We start from the raw sequence: 21,962 nt of genomic DNA, 5'->3' as shown, positions 1-21,962 counted from the left end.
CACTGATAAAATCACACCATGTTTACTGGGATTATTCAAACCGTCGGCCGGATTGCCGAAGTGGTTCCGCATGGTGAAGATTGCGCACTCCGCATTGAAGCCGCGGAACTGGGAATGCAAGATGTGCAACTGGGAGATAGCATCGCCGTCAATGGTGTGTGCCTTACCGTCACTGAATTCGATGCACGCACTTTCCAAGTCATGGTGTCAAAAGTCACGCTGGACGTGACGACCGGGCTGGGCCAACCGGGCCCGGTCAACCTGGAAAAAGCCTTGCGCCTGGCTGACCGCCTGGGCGGCCACTTGGTCACCGGCCATGTGGATGGCATAGGCACCATCACCACACTGCAAGAGGTGGGTGAATGCTGGCTACTCAAGATCCGCGCGCCCCACGCCATCAGCAAATACATCGCTAAAAAAGGCTCCTTGTGTGTGAACGGCATCAGCTTGACTGTGAATGAGATCAGCCAGGACGAAGTCAGTATTAACCTGATTCCGCACACGATGCAGCACACCATGATGCAATACGCCAAGGCCGGAGACCCGGTCAACCTTGAAATTGATTTAATTGCACGCTATGTCGAGCGCATGCAAGCCTGGGAGCAAGAATAATGTCGGCGCAGATTAGCCCTATTGAAGCCATTATTGCCGATATCCGTGCCGGAAAAATGGTCATCCTGGTGGATGATGAACACCGTGAAAACGAAGGTGACTTTGTCATTGCCGCTGAGTTTGTCACCGCCGAGCATATCAACTTCATGGCCAAGTTTGGCCGTGGCCTGATCTGCCTGACCCTGACCGAGCAACGCTGCCGCCAGTTGGACTTGCCGCCTATGGTGCAAAAAAACGGCACCCGCCTCGGCACTAATTTCACGGTATCCATTGAAGCGGCTGAAGGTGTGACCACCGGCATTTCCGCAGCCGATCGTGCTACGACAATACGCGCGGCGATTGCCAAACAGGCCAATGCCAGCAGCCTGGTCAGCCCTGGCCATATTTTCCCGCTCTCAGCCATGAATGGTGGCGTGCTGGTGCGTGCCGGCCACACAGAAGCGGGCTGCGACCTGGCGCAACTGGCCGGCTGCGAGCCTGCCAGCGTCATTTGCGAAATCCTCAAAGATGACGGCGAAATGGCACGCTTGCCTGACCTGATGCAGGTCGCGGCTGAGCATGATATTAAAATCGGCACCATTGCTGACCTCATTCATTACCGTGCCTCACACGAAACCCTGATTGAACGCAGCGCCGAGCGCACGATCGAAACCGTGTTTGGCGCTATGCGCCTGATCGCCTACCGCGACAATATTGCGCAAGAAACACATTTAGCCCTGGTCAAAGGGGATCCGCACACTAGCGAAGAAACACTGGTACGCGTGCACGAACCCTTATCCATGATAGACCTGCTGGATAGCAGCCACCAGGCACATAGCTGGAATTTACTGCACGCCATGCGCATTATCAGTACTGCGCCATGTGGCGTGATTGTGCTGATCAACCACGATGAAGACGGGCTGGGACTGACAGACCGTATTTTGCGCGCCGACCAGAAACTGGTGTTGAACCAGGAGTTACGCAATTACGGCACGGGTTCACAAATCCTGCTCGACCTTGGCGTGAAGAAAATGCGCCTGATGGCCGCCCCACGCAAAATGCCAAGCATGGATGGCTTTGGCCTGGAAATTACTGGTTATTTGAGCGCAGAAGAAACCACGCCAGTATGAGTGAACAGTTATCCTTAGATAGTAATGACATGCGCCTGAACCTGACTGGCCAGATTCTGATTGCCATGCCGGCCATGGAAGACCCCTATTTCAGCAAAAGCGTGATCCTGGTGTGTAACCACGATCACGACGGTGCCATGGGCATGATACTCAACCACCCTTTGCAGCTGAATGTAGGCGACCTGTTTGAGCAACTGGATATGGAATGCCATGCCAACTACCAGCAGGAACGGCAGGTACATTTTGGCGGCCCGGTACAAGTGGAGCGTGGCTTTGTGCTGCATACGCCAGCCACAGAATTCAACACCACCATGGAGTTGTCTGAAGGCTTGGCCATGACGTCATCCAAAGATATCTTGGAAGCGGCTGCGCGCGATGAAGCCCCGCAAGACATGTTTATCGCACTCGGCTATACCGGCTGGTCTGCGGGCCAACTGGAAGAAGAAATTCAGGCCAATGCCTGGCTGACCTTGCCGCTTGAGGACAACCAGCAGCTACACAAACTGATTTTCAAATTGCCCAACGATGACAAACTGGCCTGGGCCATGCAACAACTGGGCGTAGACTTTGCCACCCTGTCTGAGGTTGCTGGTCATGCCTGATGCGGTCAAGCACGGCAAACAGCCCCTCAACCAAAGCCATTTACCGATTACCCAACGCCGTTATCCGGATGTCAGCGGCTCTGTGCTGGCTTTTGATTTCGGCGAAAAGCGCATAGGCGTAGCCATTGGTGACACCTTGCTCAAACTGGCGCACCCGCTGCTCACCATAGAAGCAGAGGAAAATGCCGCCAAATTTGCGCACATTGACCAGTTGTTGCAAGAATGGAAACCAGCACTGCTGGTTGTCGGCTTGCCCATGTCACTTGAAGGCGAAGCCCATGCCATGACCGCGCTGGCACAAAAATTTGCCCAGCGCCTCGAAGGCCGCTTTAACCTGCCGGTGGTGATGGTGGATGAGCGACTGTCTTCAGCCGAAGCGACGCAGTCCTTGCGTGAGGCGGGCATAAAAGGCCGTGCACAAAAACCCATGCTGGACCAGGTTGCCGCACAAACTATATTACAATCCTATTTTGATGCTTATCATGGACGTGCATAGCACACCGCCCCTCATGACACTACCAGACCCCGAACAATTACTGGAGCATTTATACGCTCAAATCAAACCACGCATACAGGCCGAGACTGCGCTGGTCGGTATTTATACCGGCGGTGTCTGGCTCATGGAGCGGCTGCTCAAACGCCTGCAAACCGAGCTAGGACATGACATCCTGTTCGGCAAGCTGGATGCGGCCATGTACCGGGACGATTATGCGCAACGTGGCTTGAAAACCTCAGCCCATCCCGCTTATATCCCGTTCGATGTCAACGGCAAGCACATTATCTTGATCGACGATATTTTCTATACAGGCCGCACCACGCGCGCGGTCATGAATGAACTGTTTGACTATGGCCGCCCGGCTTCGGTACAACTGGCTGCCCTCATTAACCGTGGCGGCGCACAATTACCGATCCGGCCCGACATGGTCGGTGCCGACCTGCCTTTACAGGCACATCAATCGTTTGACCTGGCCATGAACACACTGGGGCGCCTGAGTCTCAGTATTTCTGAATCGGCCTCACCTGCCAAGCCTGGAGCTGATGACCATGCATAACCCGCAACTCAACGCGCAAGGACAATTACAGCACCTGCTGAGTATCGAAGGATTACCCAAGCGTATCCTGACCGACATCCTGGATACGGCCGAAAACTTTGTCGGCGTGGCTGAACGTGAAGTCAAGAAAGTACCGCTGTTGCGTGGCAAAACCGTTTGCAATATTTTCTTTGAGAACAGTACGCGCACACGCACCACGTTTGAAATTGCGGCCAAGCGCCTGTCGGCCGATGTGCTCAACCTGAATGTCAGCACCTCGTCGCAGTCCAAAGGCGAAACGATTTTGGACACGGTGAACAACCTGATTGCCATGCACGCCGATATGTTTGTCGTGCGTCACCAGCAAAGCGGCGCCGCGCACTTTATTGCCCAACATGTGCCACCGCATATCAGCGTCATTAATGCGGGCGATGGCCGTCATGCGCACCCGACACAAGGCTTGCTGGATGTCTTTACCATTCGCAAATACAAACCGGAAATGCACAATTTACGCGTCGCCATTGTTGGCGATGTGCTGCATTCACGCGTCGCCCGCAGCGAGATTCACGCCTTGACCACCCTGGGCGTGCCTGAGATACGCGTCATCGCGCCACGCACCCTGCTGCCTACTGATGTGGAAAAACTCGGTGTACAGGTGTTCCACAATATGGAAGAAGGCCTGAAAGATGTTGATGTAGTGATGATGTTGCGCCTGCAAAACGAGCGCATGTCAGGTGCCCTGTTACCCAGTTCGCAAGAGTTTTTCCAGACCTTTGGCCTGACGCCAGAGCGGCTGGCGTTGGCCCGACCGGATGCGATTGTGATGCATCCAGGTCCGATGAACCGTGGCGTTGAAATTGATTCAGCCGTCGCAGACGGCAAACAGTCGGTGATCCTGCCGCAAGTGACATATGGTATCGCAGTCCGCATGGCGGTGATGGCAATTCTGGGAGGGGGCAACGCCGCATGAATATCGTAATTAAACAAGGCCGCCTGATGGATGCCAGCCAGCAACTGGACCAGGTTAAAGACCTGTATATCAGCGCTGGCAAGATTATCGCCATCGGTGAGGCGCCCGCAGACTTCAAGGCTGAGCAAACGCTGGATGCCAGCGGAAAATGGGTATTACCAGGCCTGGTCGACTTGTGCGCCCGTTTGCGCGAACCTGGCAGTGAATACAAAGCAACGCTACTGAGTGAGTTACGCGCGGCCATGGCCGGTGGCGTCACCAGCCTGGCCTGCCCACCAGACACCGACCCGGTGCTGGATGAACCTGGCCTGGTTGAAATGCTCAAGCACAGGGCCAAATCACAGGCGCTGGCGCATGTCTATCCGCTGGGCGCGGTGACACGCCAGTTACAGGGCCAGTTACTCACAGAAATGTATGCACTGACCGCGGCCGGATGTGTCGGCTTTTCACAGGCCGATACCGCCATTGTCGATACCCAGGTACTATGGCGCGCCTTTGAGTATGCCGCCTCGTTTGGTTACACCCTGTTTATGCGTGCCGAAGATCCTTACCTGGCCAAAAACGGTGTGGCGCATGATGGTGAAGTCGCTTCGAGATTAGGCCTGAAAGGCATTCCTTCTGCGGCAGAAAGCATCGCCTTGCAAACCATGCTGCGTATTGCGCAAGCCACCGGCGTCAACTTGCATATCGCCCGTGTCTCTACCGCAGAGTCTGTAGAACTGATTCGCCAGGCCAAACAGTCTGGCATGCAGGTGACCGCAGATGTGAGCATTCAGCATCTGCACCTGACCGATATGGACATTGGCTTTTTTGACAGTATGGTGCACCTGACACCGCCGGTGCGTACCCAGCGCGACCGCGATGCCTTGCGCGCAGGCTTGCTGGACGGCACGCTGGATGCCATCTGCTCCGACCACACACCAGTGGATGACGATGCCAAGGCCTTGCCTTTTGCAGAATCGCACCCGGGTGCTTCTGCATTGGAATTGTTGCTGCCATTGACTTTAAAATGGGCCGCCCAAGCCAAGCTCTCGCCTGCGCAAGCATTGGCCAAAATCACACAAGCACCGGCCAATATCCTCGGTGTCCATGCAGGCAATTTGCAAGTAGGGGCAACGGCTGATGTGGTGATTTATGACCCGGAAATGGAATGGCGTGTGGATGGTCGTGCACTGATGAGCCAGGGCAAGAATACGCCTTTTGTGAATCACGCAGTCACAGGCAAGGTCACCACCACGCTCACCCAGGGCCGATTGGTGTTCCAGCAGGAAACATTGTTAGTGGCAAGTTAATCCGCACCCGCTAGAAACCAAAACGCCTGCGATGTTTGCAACATCGCAGGCGTTTTTCATGCGTTGGCTGGTTTACAAAATATCCAGATCAGAGATGTTGCTACGTTCCTGGTTCTCAGGATTCATGACTTTACTATTCAATTTAAACTTGAGCCGCAAGTCATTGACCGAGTCGGCATTGCGCAAGGCGTCGTCATAACTAATCTGGCCAGACTCAAACAAGTCAAATAATGCCTGGTCAAACGTTTGCATGCCTAATTCACGGGATTTGGCCATGATCTCTTTAATGGCGTGCACATCACCTTTATAAATCAGGTCAGAAATCAGCGGCGAATGCAGCAATACCTCCACGGCGGCGACACGGCCACTACTATCGAGTTTGGGTATCAACCGCTGCGAAGCCACACAACGCAAGTTTAGCGACAAGTCCATCAATAGCTGCTGACGGCGCTCTTCGGGGAAAAAGTTAATAATCCGGTCCAGCGCTTGGTTGGTGCTGTTGGCGTGCAGGGTGGCCAGACACAAGTGGCCGGTCTCCGAGAAGGCAATGGCGTAATCCATGGTTTCGCGGTCACGGATCTCACCAATCATGATGACGTCTGGTGCCTGTCGCAAGGTGTTTTTGAGTGCCGCATGCCAATTTTCGGTATCCACGCCCACTTCACGCTGCGTGACGATACAGTTGCGATGGCTATGCACAAACTCCACCGGGTCTTCAATCGTAATAATGTGGCCGTAACTGCTTTCGTTGCGGTGCCCCAGCATGGCGGCCATCGAGGTGGACTTACCGGAACCGGTGCCGCCGACAAAAATGATCAGGCCGCGCTTGGCCATCACCACGTCTTTGAGGATGGGTGGTAGCTTGAGGTCATCAAACTTGGGAATATTAGTATTAATGACGCGGAACACCAGCCCCACAGCACTGCGCTGGATAAAGGCGTTGACGCGGAAACGGCCAACGGACGACATGCTGATGGCAAAATTACATTCCAGCGTCTCCTGGAACTCTTGCGCCTGCTTGTCGTTCATGACGGTACGCGCAATTTCTGCCGTTTGCTGGGTATTCAGTGTTTGTGAGGAGACCGGCGTCAGCTTGCCGTCTATCTTCATCGCCGGCGGAAAGCCCGCCGTGATAAACAAGTCAGACGCTTTACGCGTAATCATGAGCTTCAGCAAGTCATTGACGAATTTTTCCGTCTGGGCGTGATCGCCCACCGTTTGCGTACTATCCATATTGTTAGCCGATGATAGCGTCACGGTTTGCTGCCTTGGTGCGCGCCTCAGCGGCACTGATGACATTACGTTTGACCAGGTCTTGCAGATTCTGGTCCAGGGTTTGCATGCCCATGCTCTGGCCGGTCTGGATGGCAGAATACATCTGGGCAATCTTGTTTTCACGAATCAGGTTACGAATGGCTGGCGTGCCCATCATGATTTCATGCGCAGCCACGCGGCCTTGCTCATCCTTGGTTTTACACAGGGTTTGTGAAATCACGGCGCGCAGAGACTCAGACAGCATGGAACGTACCATTTCTTTCTCGGCCGCCGGGAACACGTCGACTACCCGGTCGATGGTTTTTGCGGCAGAGCTGGTATGCAAGGTGCCGAACACCAGGTGGCCGGTCTCGGCGGCTGTCAGCGCCAGTCGGATGGTTTCCAGGTCACGCATCTCGCCCACCAGGATCACATCCGGGTCTTCACGCAAGGCTGAGCGCAACGCGTTCTCAAAGGATTGCGTATGCGGGCCGACCTCACGCTGGTTGATCAGCGACTTTTTGGAAGTGTGCACAAATTCGATCGGGTCTTCCACGGTCAACACGTGCGACATCTGCGATTCATTAATGTAATCAATCATCGCTGCCAGTGTGGTGGACTTACCAGAGCCAGTTGGGCCGGTCACCAGCACAATGCCGCGTGGCGTGTCTGCAATATCCTTGAACACTTTGGGTGCATTCAGCTCATCCAGCGTCAGCACCTTGCTCGGAATGGTACGGAACACCGCACCTGCACCGCGTTGCTGGTTAAACGCGTTGACCCGGAAACGTGCCAGGTCTGGAATCTCAAACGAGAAGTCACACTCCAGCGTTTCTTCATACACTTTGCGCTGGTTGTCATTCATGATGTCATACAGCATGCTGCGAACTTCAGCCTGCTCCATGGCGGGTAAATTAATTTTGCGCACATCACCATGCACACGAATCATCGGTGGCAGGCCGGAGGACAAATGCAAGTCCGAGGCTTTATTTTTAACTGAAAATGCCAATAAATCTGAAATATCCACAATCGACTCCGGTGATTATTTATATAATGTTGCTTTGGTTTTGTATTCTTAGTTCTTCAACACTTGTTTAGCTGCCATGACTGCCCTCTCTGACAATCTTGCCTGTATCCGCCAACAGATCACAGATGCACAGGCACGCTTTCAGGCGATGCAACCTGTCACGCTATGCGCAGTCAGCAAAGCACAACCTGCTACGGCGATCCGTGCCGCCTATGACGCTGGCCAAACCGTGTTTGGCGAGAATTATCTGCAGGAAGCCCTGCAAAAACAGGCAGAACTAGATGACTGTGCTATAGCATGGCACTTTATCGGGCCAATTCAAAGCAATAAAACACAGCCAATTGCCCGTCATTTTGACTGGGTGCACTCGGTTGATCGCCTGAAAATTGCTCAACGCCTGTCAGATGCGCGTCCATCTGACCTGCCGCCATTAAACATTTGTCTACAAGTGAACATCAGCGAAGAGGCAAGCAAAAGTGGTGCCAGTGGCCAGGAGCTATTGGAACTCGCCTTAAATATCAAACAGTTGCCGCACTTGCAGCTACGCGGCTTGATGGCGATTCCGGCACCTTGCAGTGACTTTGAGCAGCAGCGTGACCAATTTCGGCAGGTGCGCGCCCTGTTTGAACAATTGAACAGCCACGGCCTGCAACTGGACACATTATCCATAGGCATGAGCGGCGATTTTGCGGCTGCCATTGCCGAAGGCGCCACACTGGTACGTATAGGCACGGCCATTTTTGGTGCGCGCACCCCTTCTTTACCCACAGATTCAGTGAAACAAGGAACCTGATCACCATGCAATCACTTTCAGCCACACGCATTGCCTTTATTGGCGGCGGCAATATGGCACAAGCCTTGATGATAGGCCTGCAACAACGTGCATTTAATATGCAGAACATCACCGTGATTGACCCGGACACGGCCAAACATCCACACTTGCAAACCAGCCTGGGCATCCACACCAGCGCCAGCCTGACGGCAGAGTCACTGGCGGCCGACATCATTGTGCTGGCCGTCAAGCCACAACAATTGCAAAGTGTGGCACAGGCACTGGCTCCGTTGTTGCAATCGCAACTGGTGGTATCGGTCGCCGCGGGCATACGCACGGCAGACCTCAGCCGCTGGTTAAATGGCTATCAAACCATGGTACGCACCATGCCCAACACTCCGGCGCAAATTCAGGCCGGTATTACCGGCGCTTACGCTTTGCCTGCGGTCTCAGCCACACAGCGTGAATTGGCTGATGCAGTGCTGCAAGCCGCAGGCGAAGTGGTTTGGCTAGACGATGAAGTACAACTGGATGCCGTCACCGCCATTTCTGGCAGCGGCCCGGCCTATGTGTTCCTGATGATAGAAGCCTTGACGGCAGCAGGCGTTGCATTAGGCCTCAGCGAAGCACAATCGCTCAAACTGAGCCTGGCGACGTTTAAAGGTGCCAGCCTGCTGGCGGCGGGCAGCAGCACGCCGATCTCCACCTTGCGTGAACAAGTCACCTCCAAGGGCGGCACGACCGAGCAAGGGCTGCTCAGCATGCGCCAGCATGATATTCATGGCATGATGCAAGATGCCGCTGCGCAAGCCGCACGCCGCGCCAAAGAACTGGGTGATCAACTGGGAGCACAAGCATGATGTTGCAAAACATGACGACTTTTTTACTCAATGCCGCCTTCGGTATTCTGACGTTTTTACTGGTACTGCGTTTTTTAATGCAATGGACACGTACGTCGTTCCAGAATCCTTTGGGTCAAATGACCATGGCACTGACCGACTTTATGGTCAAACCCGCACGTAAATTGATTCGCCCGATCAAGCAGTGGGACTTGTCTACATTACTGCTGGCCTTGTTGATGCAGATTATTTTGTTTGCCCTGCTGGCGTTGCTGGCTGGTGCGCCTGCCTCACCATTTTTCTGGGTATGGCAAGCCGTGTTTGGGGTGCTGGCGCAAATGGTCGATGTGTTTTTCTATGCCATTCTGCTGATGGCGATTTTAAGCTGGGTCAACCCTTACAGCCCGATTTACGGTGTCTTGAACCAACTGTCAGCGCCTATTCTGGAACCATTACGCCGCATGCTGCCACCGATTCAGGGCTTTGATTTTTCTGCACTGGTCGCTCTGATCTTATTGCAAATGGTCAGCCATATTGTGTTGCCAGGCCTGGCAACGGGCATTCTTTAAGAACCCGGACGTAACAAAAAAGGACGACTATCTGTCGTCCTTTTTTATATCCAGACAATATCAAACTCTTCCCGTCCGTACTGCGTATCCGGATGCAGTGACAGCGGCTTTGTAATAAAGTCAGACAAACTGGCCAGGCTCTGCGACTCTTCATCGCCCAGCATATTAATCACTTCAGGGGATGCCAGAATCTTGAATTCTTTGGCGCTTTTAAACTGCTTGGACTCACGCAAGACTTCGCGCATGATTTCATAACAAATGGTTTGCGCAGTTTTGAGCTCACCACGGCCCTGACACACCTGGCAAGACTCGCATAACAAATGCGCCAGGCTTTCGCGCGTGCGCTTGCGTGTCAGCTCAACCAATCCCAGCGCAGAAAAGCCGTTGACATTGATGCGGGCCCTGTCCAACATCACCGCTTTGCGCAACTCCTCCAGCACCGCTTCACGCTGGGCGTCTTCATCCATATCAATAAAGTCGATAATGATAATGCCGCCCAGGTTGCGCAAACGCAATTGCCGCGCGATAGTTTGCGCGGCTTCAAGATTGGTTTTAAAAATGGTATCAGACAGGTTCTTACCGCTGACAAAGCTGCCGGTATTGACGTCTACCGTGGTCAGCGCTTCCGTCTGGTCAAAAATCAGGTAACCGCCGGATTTTAGTTCCACCTTGCGCGACAAGGCTTTTTCAATCTCGCTTTCAATGTCATAAAACTCAAACAGCGAACGCTCGCCCTTGTAGTGTGTGAGTGGCTTGACGGCGTGTGAGACATACAACTCGGCAAACTCTTTCAGGCGTTCAAACATCTCGCGCGAATCGACACGAATACTGGTCGTTTCGGTACACACCACGTCGCGCAAAATGCGGCGCGGCAAACTCAGGTCATAAAAAATCAACGAACGCTCACCGACCTTTTTGCTTTCAACCTGGATTTTTTGCCAGACTTTGCGCAGGTACTCAATATCCGCCAGCAACTCTTCATCGGTCGCATTCTCAGACATAGTGCGAATAATGTAGCCACCTTCACGCTCCTCGGGCAGCAAGCCCAGCAAGCGGTTACGCAAGAACTCGCGTTCTTCTTCGATATCTATGCGCTGTGAAACACCAATGTGTTTCTGGTATGGCAAATAAACGAGAAAGCGTCCGGCAATACTGATTTCAGTGGTTAATCGCGCCCCTTTGGTGCCAATCGCCTCTTTAATCACCTGGACGATGATCGACTGCCCTTCGTGCAACACTTCTTGAATCGGGCGCTCTTTTTTAATGTCACCCTCTTCGGCATGGCACTCCATAATGTCTGCCGCATGCAAAAAGGCTGCGCGCTGCAAGCCGATTTCGACAAAGGCCGACTGCATGCCAGGCAACACACGTACCACAGTGCCGCGGTAGATATTACCGACAATGCCCAGCGACGAAGCCCGCTCTATGTGTAGCTCCTGGACAATGCCCTGCTCCAGAATCGCCACGCGCGTCTCCTGCGGCGTGACGTTAATCAATACTTCCTGCGCCAATGACATTTTGCTTTACCCGATCCCGATCATTATTTTTATACAAAGTTTACCATGCGTGCAGCAACTGCGCCGTTTCATGCAAGGGCAAACCCATCACACCGCTATAACTGCCAGCAATGCGCACAATCCACGCACCAGCGCGCCCCTGTATGCCATAGGCACCGGCCTTGTCCATTGGTTCTCCGGAGGCAATATAGTCCTGCAACACGGCCTGTGGCACCTGCATCATCTCCACCTCAGTTGTATTCAGCAGGCAGCGCACCTCACCTGCGCAATACACCGCTACTGCCGTATGCACCAAATGCACACTACCACTCAGGCGCGATAACATGTCCAATGCCTCGCTGGCATCGGCAGGTTTGCCTAAAATATCCAGCCCTAACGCCACGGTCGTATCCGCGGCCAAAATCGGCAAGCCCTGTTCGCCATGCGTGGCAGCGATGGCCAATGCCTTGGCGCTGGCTAAACGCTGCACATACAACGCAGGGTCTTCGCCAGGCAAATTCGATTCATCAATGTCTGCAGGCAAAATCTCGCATTGCACACCCAACTGCGCCAGTAACTCTACGCGACGCGGACTGCGTGACGCCAGAATGATCTTTTGTTGAGACATGGAAATTCCACAAACGTAATAAACAAGCCGCACAAGGTAACACAAACACAGGGGATTTTGCGTTAAAGGCAGTCCCAATTGCGACCCAACTTGCACTAACAGGCACTTGCCGCATTGTGTACAATAACCGCTCGTTTGTCTTTTCTCACCAAGCTACTCGCATGAACTCACTAGAACATCTGTTGCAGCGCGCTGAACAACTGATCACGCGCCTGGAAACCCTGCTGCCTGCACCGCCCGCCGACATCAACTGGCAAGCCATTGCCTGGCGCTGGGTCAAACACGGCACACATGGCCAACTACAGGCCGTGGAGCACCCGCATGCGGTATTGCTGCAAGACATACAATTTATTGACCGGCAAAAAACCGAAGTCGTGCGTAACACCCGCCAATTTTTACAAGGCCTACCTGCCAACCATGTGCTGCTCACAGGCGCACGCGGCACTGGCAAATCGTCACTGGTCAAAGCGCTGCTAAACGCTTATGCTGACCAAGGCCTGCGCCTGATCGAAGTAGAAAAACAGGACCTGAACGACCTGCCACAAATTGCGCAGCTGATTCGCTCACGGCCTGAAAAGTTTATTATTTTCTGTGATGACCTCACCTTTGAAGCCAACGACACCGGCTACAAAGCGCTCAAAGTGATCCTCGATGGTTCGATTGAGAACGCTTCATCCAACCTGCTGGTGTATGCCACCTCTAACCGCAAAAACCTGATGCCGGAATATATGGCCGATAATCAGCCGATTGTAGACAAAGGTGAAATCCGCCAGAACGACACCATAGATGAAAAAACCTCGCTGGCCGAGCGCTTTGGCCTGTGGCTCTCGTTCTACAGCTTTGACCAGGACGAATACCTGAGCATCGCCGAGCACTGGCTGGACACGTTTGGCATCATTATGGATGACACCGCGCGCCACGCCGCTCTCCAGTTTTACCACACCCGAGGCGCCCGTAGCGGCCGCGTCGCCTACCAGTTTGCCAAAGATTACGCAGGCAAGCTGCAACTGAAATCCTGATTACTATGACCAAACTCGTACAAGTCGCCGTTGCCATCCTGATAAAACCCGATGGTGAATACCTGCTCGCCAGCCGCCCCAATGGCAAAGGTTGGGCAGGCTGGTGGGAGTTTCCCGGCGGCAAGATTGAATCTGGCGAAACGCCAGAACACGCATTGATCCGTGAGTCCCAGGAAGAACTCGGCATTACCCCCACGCAAATACAGCCGTGGATCAAACGCCGCTATGACTACCCGGCCACCCATGACGCTGAAGCCAAAACTGTACTCCTGCACTTCTTTTTCGTGCATGCATGGCAAGGGGAGTTACAAGCACGCGAAGGCCAGCAATTCGCCTGGCAACATCCACAAAAGCTCAACGTCACCCCTGTGCTACCCGCCAATGCGCCAATTATGCAAGCTCTGAGCCTGCCGCACGTTTATGCCATCAGCAATGTGCAAGAGATGGGCGAACCCGCCTTCTTGCAAGCGCTAAAACAACAATTAGACCAAGGCCTGCAACTGCTGCAAATTCGTGAACCTCAACTTGATAACGAAGCCCTCGCTCAACTAAGCGAAAAAGTACTGACACTGTGTGCCCCTTACAATTGCCGATGCTTGCTGAATAGCAGCCCAGAACAAGCCCAACAACTTGGCTACCAGGGGGTGCATTTAAACAGCCAGCGCCTGCTTGCACTCACGAAAAAACCGGATCATTTATTAGTCGGCGCCTCTTGCCACGATGTAGAGCAATTGCAACAAGCGCAAGCTCTGCAATTAGACTTCGCCCTGCTCTCACCCGTGCTGCCGACCAAAAGTCACCCGGAAGCCACCGGATTAGGCTGGGAGAAGTTTGGTGAAATCTTGAATGGCCTGGAAATTCCGGTATATGGCCTGGGAGGCATGCGCCTGGAGCATCTTTCACAATCGCAAGCCTGTGGTGCGCGTGGTGTCGCGATGCAACGGGCGCTTTGGCGTTCACTTTAAGTTGAGCGCTCGAATATTGACATCTCAAAGGTCTCATCTAAATTGCTGCTAAAATCATCACTACAACAAGGCTGGCTCCATGAGGCTTGGCAGCGAAAAGCATCGCTGCTATCTGGGGCTCTAGCAATCTTATCTTTATCGCTAGCTCACTACGCAGGCTTTTTGATGAAGGCTCCGCTACAGATTGTTGCCGTAGCTGGACTACCACTCGCCAAAGGCGTGACCGCTACATTCTTTTTTTATGTATTCTTTTGTGCAGTTTTTGCGCGAGTGCTCATTTCGATGCTGCAACTGGTTACTCTTCCTTTTTTTGCTGCCACGGATCGCGTTGAAGGCGGCTTGCACAGAAAAATGAGCTGGTCGCGTCAACGTCGTTTCGTTCGGTCACATAGCCAGATTATCAAATGGGAAGGATATATTTGGATTTCACTTCAAGCGGCCTTATTTCTTTTAATAATGCTGGGAATATACGTTAAATTCACAATGACCTGGCGTTCTAGCTTTGGACTCTTGCTATCCATAATATTTGTCATCCTGTCGGTGCTTGTCCGCTCAGGATTTTTTCTTCAACCAAAGCCAACCATTTTCATCAAGAAAATTCAAAGACGCCCTACTCACTCAGGGCGTGCAGCATCTGCGGCATTTTCAACAATGACCGCGGCTCTTATTATTATGGCGTTTTCCATGGGTAGTATGCGAGCAAATTTATTGAGAGATGAAGAGCCACATATGGTTGTAACAAAGGAGTTCACGGGAAAGGCTAACATTATCGCAAGCGCAGAAGGAGCCTTACTACTGTTCCAGAAACAAGATGATGAGTTTCGATATATCTATTCCACTCCAGAATTCACAGCATCTATGGAAACCAAACCTGTATTTCCTCCAATTAGCGCAAAAAAGTAGCAGTGATGCCCAATAATTGTGATTCAGAGAAAAATAGCTAGTTATAAGCTGGACTGATTGTCGACTGAATTTCTACTCACTAATTACTATGAACACACAACAAACAAACAACCCTTTGCATGGCATCACGCTTGAAAATATCGTGACGCAATTGGTTGATTATTACGGCTGGGATAGACTCGCACAGAAAGTAAATATCAACTGCTTTAAGAGTGATCCCTCTGTGAAGTCTAGCTTGAAGTTTTTGCGGAGGACGCCGTGGGCGCGGACTGAGGTAGAAAGTTTATATCTCGCAACTTTTGCTAAAAGCCACGGCTGATGTTGATTGGGGAGTTATCCCCTACGGATCGTTTCTAAGTTAGGGCGCGGCTTTTACCGGCATGGTGACAAACTGGTCGGTAATCTTGCCTTGTTTGTCTTTGAAGCACAGTCTGAATTTAACTTGTTCGCCTACTTTAAACGGTGTGGGCAGTTCAAACAGCATTAAGTGCAGGCCACCCGGTGCCAGTTTAACTGGTTTGCCAGCAGGCACTGGCAGCTCTTCCATACTACGCATTTTCATCACACCGTTTTGCATGGTCATGCTGTGCATTTCTACCGTGCCAGCACGCTCTGTTTCCGCATAGACCAGGGTGACATCCTGTGCACTAGATAATGTCACGTAGGCGGCGCCTACAGATTGGCCTGGATTGGAAGCACGCACCCAGGCATCGCTCAGCTTCACCTCTGCGTGCGCAATGCCTAGCCAGCCGATCAGGCAAACGCTGGTGACGAGGCGGGATAAGAAGGCTGTTTTTTGCATATTCAGAATCCTGGCAGCCAGTTATTCTGGCTCGTATAAATCTGGCGGGGTGCTATCAGGAATACGAAACTTCTCCGTGGCCCAATCGCCGAGGTCGACCAGTTTGCAACGCTCACTGCAGAATGGGCGATATGGATTAGCGGTGGAGTACTCTGAGGTTTCACCACAAGACGGACAAGCCACCTTGCGGGGTTTTACGGCGGGCTGTGTCAATTGTGTCCAGCCCCGGTAAAGTTACAGACGATCATCTTGAACGGGATATCCTGCTCACAACCTTTGGGGCGTTGCACGAAATCGAGCTTTTGGAAGCGGATATTGATCGCGTATTTATTGGCACTGACTTCAGGGAAGCATTCGTCATGGTCTATCTCGATGCGCAACAGTTGCGCTGGTTTATGCCCTGACAATTGCTGCTGGTAAGCGCCATGATGCGCCACCAATGACAACACCTGACCACTGCCGCGCAGCAGTTGCAAAATCAGGCGGATCGATTCGTACATAGGCATCAACTTGGCCAGCCAGTTATCGAAGTCGTCTTTACGACGTTCCACACCCAGGTACAGCCAATGACGGTAAGACGGCAAGTCAAACTCACAGACGCCACCAGGAATACTGGTGCGTTGTTTGACGCTCATTAACCAGTCATTTTCACGTAAGGACTGGCCGAGTTTTTGATGGTCAGAACGCAATGCAGTGGCGCAGCGATCCAGGCTGGATAAGGTGCTCGCCAGCGCATGCTTGTCAATATTTGGATTGGTTTGCAGAAACGATAGCTGGACCTTGTGTCTGTCCAGCTCTTGTAGCAGATCGACCTTCAAATCCCCGCGATCAATCAAATCCAGGATTTGCAGCATGGAAATCAGCGCGACATGATGACTGATCTCATGCCCAATCTCAATGTGGTGCAACATCTTGACGAACAGATCCTCTAGGCGGAGATAAGTTCTGATGCGCTCGTTAAATGGAAACTCGTAGCTCGACACGGCAGCCTTTTCTGTCAGCTGATACTTGAAAAGTATGCAATAAAAGCCTGATTATGAAACCCTTTTCATTCACTGGCAAGTCTTAGAGAAATTTTTATGAAACTCTAGCACTTTTTCCTGCAATTTAGCCAGTGTTTGATCGTTTTCTATCACCGAATCGGCAATGGCTAAACGTTCATCGCGGCTGCTTTGCGCGGCGATCATGGCCTGCGCCATGCCTTCTGACAGCTGGCTGCGCTGTATTACGCGCGTAAGTTGCGTCTGCTCATCGCAATCCACCACCAGCACGTGATCAATCATGCGCCAGTCATCGCGGCTTTCCACCAACAACGGAATCGCCAGCACCACGTAAGCCTCAGTATGCTGTGCAATTTGCCTGATCGCTTCGCTGCGAATGGCCGGATGCATAATTTGATTGAGTTGATCCAGTGCATCAGGCTCGGCAAAGACCAATTCGCGTAATTTTGCCCGATCAAGCTGACCATCGGCATTAAACATGGCATCGCCAAACTGCGCACGCACCGCCTGCATGGCCGGGCTGCCCGGCGCGCTCATGTCACGGGCGATATGGTCTAAATCGACCACAGGCACACCGAGTGCCATAAACGCTTTGCAGACTTCGGTTTTACCACTGCCTATGCCGCCAGTCACGGCCACGACTTTGCTCATTATGGGACCAGGTAATAGGAAGCTAGCGCTTGCCCGTAAAACAAAGCTGCAATGCCGCCCAGCGCCAAAAATGGGCCAAACGGAATCGCTGTTTGGCGGGTTTTGCCTTTAAGCAAGATCAAGCCGATGCCGATCACACTACCCACCACCGAGCTCAGCAAAATAACGGCGGGTAATAATTGCCAGCCGAACCAGGCACCGATCGCGGCCAGCAGTTTAAAGTCACCATAACCCATGCCTTCTTTGCCGGTGACCAGTTTAAATAGCCAGTAAACTGACCATAACACCAGATAACCAGCCATCGCACCAACCACGGCTGAGGTGAGGTCGGTAAATCCGTATTTGATATTCAGCAACAGGCCCAGCCATAACAAAGGCAGCGTAATATCATCGGGGAGCAACTGGGTGTCAAAATCGATAAACGTTAATGCAACCAATGCAAACACAAACGCCAGGGCAAATATCGTCAGCATGCTGTAACCATACTGCACAGCGACAGCTAATGACAGCAAGCCAGTGAGCAACTCGACCAGTGGATAACGTACGGAAATTGACGCTTTACAGCCTAAGCAGCGCCCACGCAAGAACAGGTAGCTGATGACAGGGATATTTTCGATGGCGGTTATCTTGTGTCCGCAATGTGGGCAAGCAGAGCGCGGTGTGACCAGGTTATATTTTGGCTGCTCCGGCGCGGTTTGTCCTTGCAAATCCAGGCAGCTGGCGTGCCATTCGCGCTCCATCATCTTGGGTAAGCGATGTATCACCACATTGAGAAAACTACCCACCAGCAAGCCAATCAGCCAGCACACTGCTTGCAAAAAATGGGGTTGCGTCTGCATTAAGCTTAAAACAGGTTCAAGGATTTCTGACATGATACCGATAACATAGTTAAGGTTGCTGCATCATCGCATCGTTAATGCAAGTAAGCAAGGCTAAAAGACGGCAAAACCTGCTTAAAAGGGGCTTTCCCTGCCTTGAAAACCACTTGCCTGGCACCATTTATGTGTAAGATGGATGCTACAGTGCAACCGATCAGGTTTGTAGCTGTGTTTAAGTGACATCCGTTATCAAGTGAAGGAAGTTGCCTATGTCTGATCAAATCAAATTTACGCCACCGACCGAAGCAGGTCTCAATCAGGTCGAGTTAAATCAAGTCGAGCATCCTGCCTGGGATGAGCCCGTCATTTGCCGGGTAGAAGTGGACTTGCCAGGCTGGCTCACAAAACTGACCGGACAATCTCACTGGGAAGTTTACAGTGAAGAAGAAGAGGAAAACTGCATCAGCTTTGGCATGCGTTCTCTGCAAACACGCGGTTTGCATAAGGCTGCCGAACTGATCGCCGAAAAAGATATGCAGGCAGAAGTGACGCTGTACCACAACGGCTACGCAGTGGTCGATGTGAATGGCCAGTCACTGTTTGATGGCGCGCTCACCAATGCCACCAACGACTGCGCGCGACTCAGCTACTACCACGTCAGTGGCGAGCCAATCGCATTGAACTGATATTGAAAAAGTAGATTGAACTGAAGCTGTCACAGTCAGCCTGACCACAGGCTGACCGCCTAATTATTGCTGACGACTGACAGAGAAATTAGCCAAATCCAGCAAGGCCTGTTTGGCGGCAGTTGGTGCAAACACCGATAAGGCTTCACAAGCCAGGCTGGCTTCTTTTTGTGCGACGGCGCGCACATAATCAAATGCTTTCACCGCATGTAAAATCTCCAGCACGGCACCTAATTGAGACACCTGCCCCTCTAGCAATGCCTGTTTCACCAGGTCAGCCTGTGCCGCTGGCGCTTGTTGAATCGCATATAACATCGGCAGCGTCACCTTACCTTCTGCCAGGTCATTGCCTAAGGTTTTGCCGATCTTCTCGCTGTCGCCGGTTAAATCCAGCACATCATCAATCAGCTGAAAAGCGGTGCCCAAATGCATGCCATAGGTGGCCAATCCTTCTTCCTGCTCGGCATTGGCCTGGCATTGCACCGCACCCAAACGCGTCGCAGCTTCAAACAGTTTGGCGGTTTTAAAGTGAATCACCTGCAAATAATCCTGCTCACTGACGCCAATATTGCGTACATTAAGCAACTGCAACACTTCACCTTCAGAAATCACATTGGTCGCGTCGGCCAAGATCTCCATCACGCGCATGTTTTGCAACTTGACCATCATCTGGAAAGCGCGCGAATACAAAAAGTCACCCACCAGCACACTGGCCGGGTTGCCATAAACATGATTAGCAGTTGATTTACCACGACGCAGCTCAGACGCATCAACCACGTCATCATGCAGCAAGGTCGCGGTATGAATAAATTCGATAATGGCAGCCAGCGAATGATGGGCCGGCGTCACCGCGCCAGCCAAATCGCCGGACATCAACACCAGTGCCGGACGCAAGCGTTTGCCACCGCTGTGGATGATGTATTCCGAAATTTGATTAATCAGCGGAACTTGGGATGACAAAGACTGGCGAATAACGGCATCCACCTGCTGCATATCGCCTGCAATCCGCGCCAAACAAGCATTTAGAGACACTGAAACACCAATGAAAAAACAAAGTTAAAGCATACCATACCTGCCCTGCCTCTCGCTACGCTCAAGGCGGCAGAATATACATACAGACGGGGTTGATCATGCAGCAACATCTACGAATAAGCAGCAAATGCAATGATCTACCACAGGAAAGAAAAAAGCCTTGCTTCCGAAGAAACAAGGCTTTTTATTTTTGGCGCGCCCGGAGCGATTCGAACGCCCGACCCTTTGGTTCGTAGCCAAATACTCTATCCAACTGAGCTACGGGCGCCAAGGTTTGTTGCTTTGCAACAAAAACAGCATTATAACACTATTTTAAGCTTTGTGGTGGTGCAGATTCACATCCAACAACCAATTTACCAAAAAACCATACCCGCACGGAGCAAGGTTTTTGGCGGTGAGCGAGGGATTCGAACCCTCGATACAGGTTTAAGCCCATATGCTTCCTTAGCAGGGAAGTGCCTTCGACCTCTCGGCCAGCTCACCTTATTAAAACAATCAAGTCCTAATAAAAACCAACACAGCTTACGCTGTTTTCTTTGCAGCATTGCTACTGCATCGAAGGGCGCCATACTACGTGAAAACCCTTCAGAAATCAACGCAAAAAAGAAGAATGTTTTATTTCTTTATTCTTCTGATGCAATTATGCGTTTTCTAAACCAAAAGCCTTATGCAGCACGCGTACCGCCAGCTCCATATATTTCTCTTCGATCACCACGGCGATTTTAATTTCGCTGGTAGAAATCATCTGGATATTAATACCCTCTTCGGCCAATGTACGGAACATCTGGCTGGCAATACCCACATGTGAGCGCATACCCACACCGACTACAGACACCTTGGCGATCTTGTCATCGCCACTGATTTCACGTGCCTGGATATGACCTTGCACCTTGTCGCGCAGCAAGGCCAGTGTTTTGTTCATTTCGTTTTTATGCACGGTGAAGGTGAAATCAGTGGTGCCGTCTGCGCCAACGTTCTGGATAATCATATCGACATCGATATTGGCATCTGCCACCGGGCCCAGGATTTGATAAGCGATGCCTGGTTTATCAGGCACGCCAGTCACAGTAATTTTCGCCTCATCGCGGTTAAAAGCGATGCCGGAGATAATTGGTTCTTCCATGTTTTCCTCATTTTCTTCGAATGTGATCAGTGTGCCGTCGCCTTCTTCTTCAAAGCTTGAGAGCACACGTAATTTGACTTTGTATTTACCGGCGAACTCTACAGAACGGATCTGTAGCACTTTGGAGCCTTGAGAGGCCAGCTCCAGCATCTCTTCAAAAGTGATTTTTTCCAGTCGACGCGCCTCAGGCACTACGCGAGGATCGGTGGTATATACGCCATCCACATCAGTATAGATTTGGCATTCATCGGCTTTTAAAGCAGCCGCCAAGGCCACGCCAGTGGTGTCGGAACCACCGCGACCCAGCGTGGTGATATTGCCATTGGCATCCACGCCCTGAAAGCCTGCCACGACACAGACATAGCCGTCATCGAGGTCTTTTTTCAGGTTGTGCTGGTCAATATCCAGAATACGCGCTTTGTTATAAGCATCATCCGTCAGGATTTTGACTTGGGTGCCGGTATAGCTTTTTGCCTTGATACCCAGCTCCATCAACGCCAGGGCAGTCATGCCTATGGTCACTTGCTCACCGGTGGACACCATGACATCCAACTCACGTGGATCCGGATCCGGCATGATTTCCTTGGCCAGTGCAATCAAACGATTTGTTTCGCCGGACATGGCAGACACCACGACCACCACTTGATGCCCCATGGCTTTATAGCGCGCAACACGACGCGCCACATGACGGATACGCTCGGGATTGGCGACTGAGGTGCCGCCATATTTTTGTACGATTAATGCCATTATTTCGCTCTGTT

26 protein-coding genes and 2 tRNA genes are annotated in these 21,962 nt (G+C 52.0%); 15 read left to right on the top strand and 13 right to left on the bottom strand.

The annotated features are described in order from the left end of the window. Positions 1-18: 18 nt before the first annotated feature. Genes ACIDE9_RS01175 through ACIDE9_RS01145 form a run of 7 tightly spaced genes read left to right on the top strand, consistent with a single transcriptional unit; the run spans position 19 to position 5,616 of the window. Positions 19-612, top strand: a complete 594-nt coding sequence (locus tag ACIDE9_RS01175) for a riboflavin synthase (RefSeq protein WP_411992087.1) — start codon at positions 19-21, stop codon at positions 610-612. After that, positions 612-1,721 (top strand): bifunctional 3,4-dihydroxy-2-butanone-4-phosphate synthase/GTP cyclohydrolase II, encoded by a 1,110-nt coding sequence (gene ribBA, locus ACIDE9_RS01170; protein ID WP_411992085.1) that lies wholly within the window; start codon positions 612-614, stop codon positions 1,719-1,721. The genes ACIDE9_RS01175 and ribBA overlap by 1 nt, the downstream gene beginning before the upstream one ends. Continuing rightward, positions 1,718-2,323, top strand: a complete 606-nt coding sequence (locus ACIDE9_RS01165; RefSeq protein ID WP_194753124.1) for a YqgE/AlgH family protein — start codon at positions 1,718-1,720, stop codon at positions 2,321-2,323. The genes ribBA and ACIDE9_RS01165 overlap by 4 nt, the downstream gene beginning before the upstream one ends. Next, on the top strand, positions 2,316-2,819 hold the full coding sequence (gene ruvX, locus ACIDE9_RS01160; protein ID WP_411992083.1) for a Holliday junction resolvase RuvX: 504 nt from the start codon (positions 2,316-2,318) through the stop codon (positions 2,817-2,819). Before ACIDE9_RS01165 ends, ruvX begins: the two co-directional genes overlap by 8 nt. A 13-nt stretch (positions 2,820-2,832) precedes the next feature. Then, positions 2,833-3,375: a bifunctional pyr operon transcriptional regulator/uracil phosphoribosyltransferase PyrR gene (gene pyrR / locus ACIDE9_RS01155; RefSeq protein WP_411992394.1), complete on the top strand. Its 543-nt coding sequence runs from the start codon at positions 2,833-2,835 to the stop codon at positions 3,373-3,375. Continuing rightward, positions 3,368-4,324 carry an aspartate carbamoyltransferase catalytic subunit gene (locus tag ACIDE9_RS01150; protein ID WP_194740784.1) on the top strand — a complete coding sequence of 319 codons (957 nt, stop codon included), beginning with the start codon at positions 3,368-3,370 and terminating at the stop codon, positions 4,322-4,324. Before pyrR ends, ACIDE9_RS01150 begins: the two co-directional genes overlap by 8 nt. Then, positions 4,321-5,616, top strand: coding sequence for a dihydroorotase (locus ACIDE9_RS01145; protein WP_194740783.1), 1,296 nt, complete (start codon positions 4,321-4,323; stop codon positions 5,614-5,616). Before ACIDE9_RS01150 ends, ACIDE9_RS01145 begins: the two co-directional genes overlap by 4 nt. A 72-nt stretch (positions 5,617-5,688) precedes the next feature. Here ACIDE9_RS01145 and ACIDE9_RS01140 read toward each other — a convergent pair whose 3' ends face one another. Both ACIDE9_RS01140 and ACIDE9_RS01135 read right to left on the bottom strand, forming a co-directional pair. Beyond that, the gene (locus tag ACIDE9_RS01140; RefSeq protein WP_411992392.1) at positions 5,689-6,849 is read right to left on the bottom strand and encodes a PilT/PilU family type 4a pilus ATPase; all 1,161 of its coding nucleotides are present in this window, start codon (positions 6,847-6,849) and stop codon (positions 5,689-5,691) included. Between the two features lie 4 nt (positions 6,850-6,853). Further along, the gene (locus ACIDE9_RS01135; RefSeq protein WP_194740782.1) at positions 6,854-7,897 is read right to left on the bottom strand and encodes a type IV pilus twitching motility protein PilT; all 1,044 of its coding nucleotides are present in this window, start codon (positions 7,895-7,897) and stop codon (positions 6,854-6,856) included. A gap of 76 nt (positions 7,898-7,973) precedes the next feature. Here ACIDE9_RS01135 and ACIDE9_RS01130 point away from each other — a divergent pair, with 76 nt between their 5' ends. Genes ACIDE9_RS01130 through ACIDE9_RS01120 form a run of 3 tightly spaced genes read left to right on the top strand, consistent with a single transcriptional unit; the run spans position 7,974 to position 10,077 of the window. Next, a complete protein-coding gene (locus tag ACIDE9_RS01130) occupies positions 7,974-8,690 on the top strand; it encodes a YggS family pyridoxal phosphate-dependent enzyme (protein WP_411992080.1) in 717 nt (238 codons plus the stop codon). A 5-nt stretch (positions 8,691-8,695) separates the two neighbouring features. Then, a complete protein-coding gene (proC, locus tag ACIDE9_RS01125; RefSeq protein ID WP_411992078.1) occupies positions 8,696-9,529 on the top strand; it encodes a pyrroline-5-carboxylate reductase in 834 nt (277 codons plus the stop codon). Further along, the gene (locus ACIDE9_RS01120; RefSeq protein ID WP_411992390.1) at positions 9,529-10,077 is read left to right on the top strand and encodes a YggT family protein; all 549 of its coding nucleotides are present in this window, start codon (positions 9,529-9,531) and stop codon (positions 10,075-10,077) included. Before proC ends, ACIDE9_RS01120 begins: the two co-directional genes overlap by 1 nt. Positions 10,078-10,121: 44 nt before the next feature. On the opposite strand, the gene rng is transcribed toward ACIDE9_RS01120, so the two are convergent. Together rng and ACIDE9_RS01110 are read right to left on the bottom strand one after the other, a co-directional pair. Then, positions 10,122-11,588, bottom strand: coding sequence for a ribonuclease G (rng, locus tag ACIDE9_RS01115; protein WP_411992388.1), 1,467 nt, complete (start codon positions 11,586-11,588; stop codon positions 10,122-10,124). A gap of 46 nt (positions 11,589-11,634) precedes the next feature. Next, positions 11,635-12,201, bottom strand: coding sequence for a Maf family protein (locus tag ACIDE9_RS01110; protein WP_411992076.1), 567 nt, complete (start codon positions 12,199-12,201; stop codon positions 11,635-11,637). A gap of 161 nt (positions 12,202-12,362) precedes the next feature. On the opposite strand from ACIDE9_RS01110, the gene ACIDE9_RS01105 reads away from it, so the two are divergent. The 4 genes from ACIDE9_RS01105 to ACIDE9_RS01090 all read left to right on the top strand — a co-directional run bounded on the left by ACIDE9_RS01105 (position 12,363) and on the right by ACIDE9_RS01090 (position 15,407). Next, positions 12,363-13,220, top strand: a complete 858-nt coding sequence (locus tag ACIDE9_RS01105) for an ATP-binding protein (protein WP_194753111.1) — start codon at positions 12,363-12,365, stop codon at positions 13,218-13,220. Positions 13,221-13,225: 5 nt separating this feature from the next. Further along, positions 13,226-14,185 carry a Nudix family hydrolase gene (locus tag ACIDE9_RS01100; RefSeq protein WP_411992073.1) on the top strand — a complete coding sequence of 320 codons (960 nt, stop codon included), beginning with the start codon at positions 13,226-13,228 and terminating at the stop codon, positions 14,183-14,185. 165 nt (positions 14,186-14,350) lie between these two features. Beyond that, a complete protein-coding gene (locus ACIDE9_RS01095; RefSeq protein WP_411992071.1) occupies positions 14,351-15,088 on the top strand; it encodes a hypothetical protein in 738 nt (245 codons plus the stop codon). A gap of 88 nt (positions 15,089-15,176) precedes the next feature. Continuing rightward, on the top strand, positions 15,177-15,407 hold the full coding sequence (locus tag ACIDE9_RS01090; protein ID WP_411992069.1) for a VF530 family DNA-binding protein: 231 nt from the start codon (positions 15,177-15,179) through the stop codon (positions 15,405-15,407). 39 nt (positions 15,408-15,446) lie between these two features. On the opposite strand, the gene ACIDE9_RS01085 is transcribed toward ACIDE9_RS01090, so the two are convergent. From ACIDE9_RS01085 to ACIDE9_RS01065, 5 genes are all read right to left on the bottom strand, one after another. Then, on the bottom strand, positions 15,447-15,890 hold the full coding sequence (locus tag ACIDE9_RS01085) for a copper chaperone PCu(A)C (protein WP_411992067.1): 444 nt from the start codon (positions 15,888-15,890) through the stop codon (positions 15,447-15,449). A gap of 21 nt (positions 15,891-15,911) precedes the next feature. After that, positions 15,912-16,073, bottom strand: coding sequence for a DNA gyrase inhibitor YacG (locus tag ACIDE9_RS01080; protein ID WP_369751528.1), 162 nt, complete (start codon positions 16,071-16,073; stop codon positions 15,912-15,914). 26 nt (positions 16,074-16,099) lie between these two features. Then, a complete protein-coding gene (zapD, locus tag ACIDE9_RS01075) occupies positions 16,100-16,873 on the bottom strand; it encodes a cell division protein ZapD (protein ID WP_194740769.1) in 774 nt (257 codons plus the stop codon). Positions 16,874-16,942: 69 nt separating this feature from the next. After that, a complete protein-coding gene (gene coaE, locus ACIDE9_RS01070; RefSeq protein ID WP_194753105.1) occupies positions 16,943-17,542 on the bottom strand; it encodes a dephospho-CoA kinase in 600 nt (199 codons plus the stop codon). Next, positions 17,542-18,381 (bottom strand): prepilin peptidase, encoded by an 840-nt coding sequence (locus ACIDE9_RS01065; protein ID WP_411992065.1) that lies wholly within the window; start codon positions 18,379-18,381, stop codon positions 17,542-17,544. Before ACIDE9_RS01065 ends, coaE begins: the two co-directional genes overlap by 1 nt. Before the next feature lie 248 nt (positions 18,382-18,629). Between ACIDE9_RS01065 and ACIDE9_RS01060 the strand changes: the two genes are divergently transcribed. Next, positions 18,630-19,046 carry a hypothetical protein gene (locus tag ACIDE9_RS01060; protein ID WP_194753103.1) on the top strand — a complete coding sequence of 139 codons (417 nt, stop codon included), beginning with the start codon at positions 18,630-18,632 and terminating at the stop codon, positions 19,044-19,046. 63 nt (positions 19,047-19,109) lie between these two features. Here the strand turns inward: ACIDE9_RS01060 and ACIDE9_RS01055 are convergent, their stop codons facing one another. The 4 genes from ACIDE9_RS01055 to ACIDE9_RS01040 form a co-directional block, all read right to left on the bottom strand. After that, complete coding sequence (locus ACIDE9_RS01055; protein ID WP_047514302.1) at positions 19,110-20,039, bottom strand: polyprenyl synthetase family protein; 930 nt, start codon at positions 20,037-20,039, stop codon at positions 19,110-19,112. 230 nt (positions 20,040-20,269) lie between these two features. Further along, positions 20,270-20,346, bottom strand: a tRNA-Arg gene (locus tag ACIDE9_RS01050). A 121-nt stretch (positions 20,347-20,467) separates the two neighbouring features. Beyond that, a tRNA-Ser gene (locus ACIDE9_RS01045) sits at positions 20,468-20,561 on the bottom strand. Between the two features lie 157 nt (positions 20,562-20,718). Continuing rightward, the gene (locus tag ACIDE9_RS01040) at positions 20,719-21,948 is read right to left on the bottom strand and encodes an aspartate kinase (protein WP_194740766.1); all 1,230 of its coding nucleotides are present in this window, start codon (positions 21,946-21,948) and stop codon (positions 20,719-20,721) included. Between the last annotated feature and the right edge of the window lie 14 nt (positions 21,949-21,962).

This window comes from Methylophilus sp. 'Pure River', assembly GCF_046765995.1.
In the GTDB taxonomy this organism is placed as follows: Bacteria; Pseudomonadota; Gammaproteobacteria; order Burkholderiales; family Methylophilaceae; genus Methylophilus.
The sequence above is the reverse complement of the archived record's forward strand: the minus strand, read 5'-3'. Positions and strand labels throughout refer to the sequence as shown.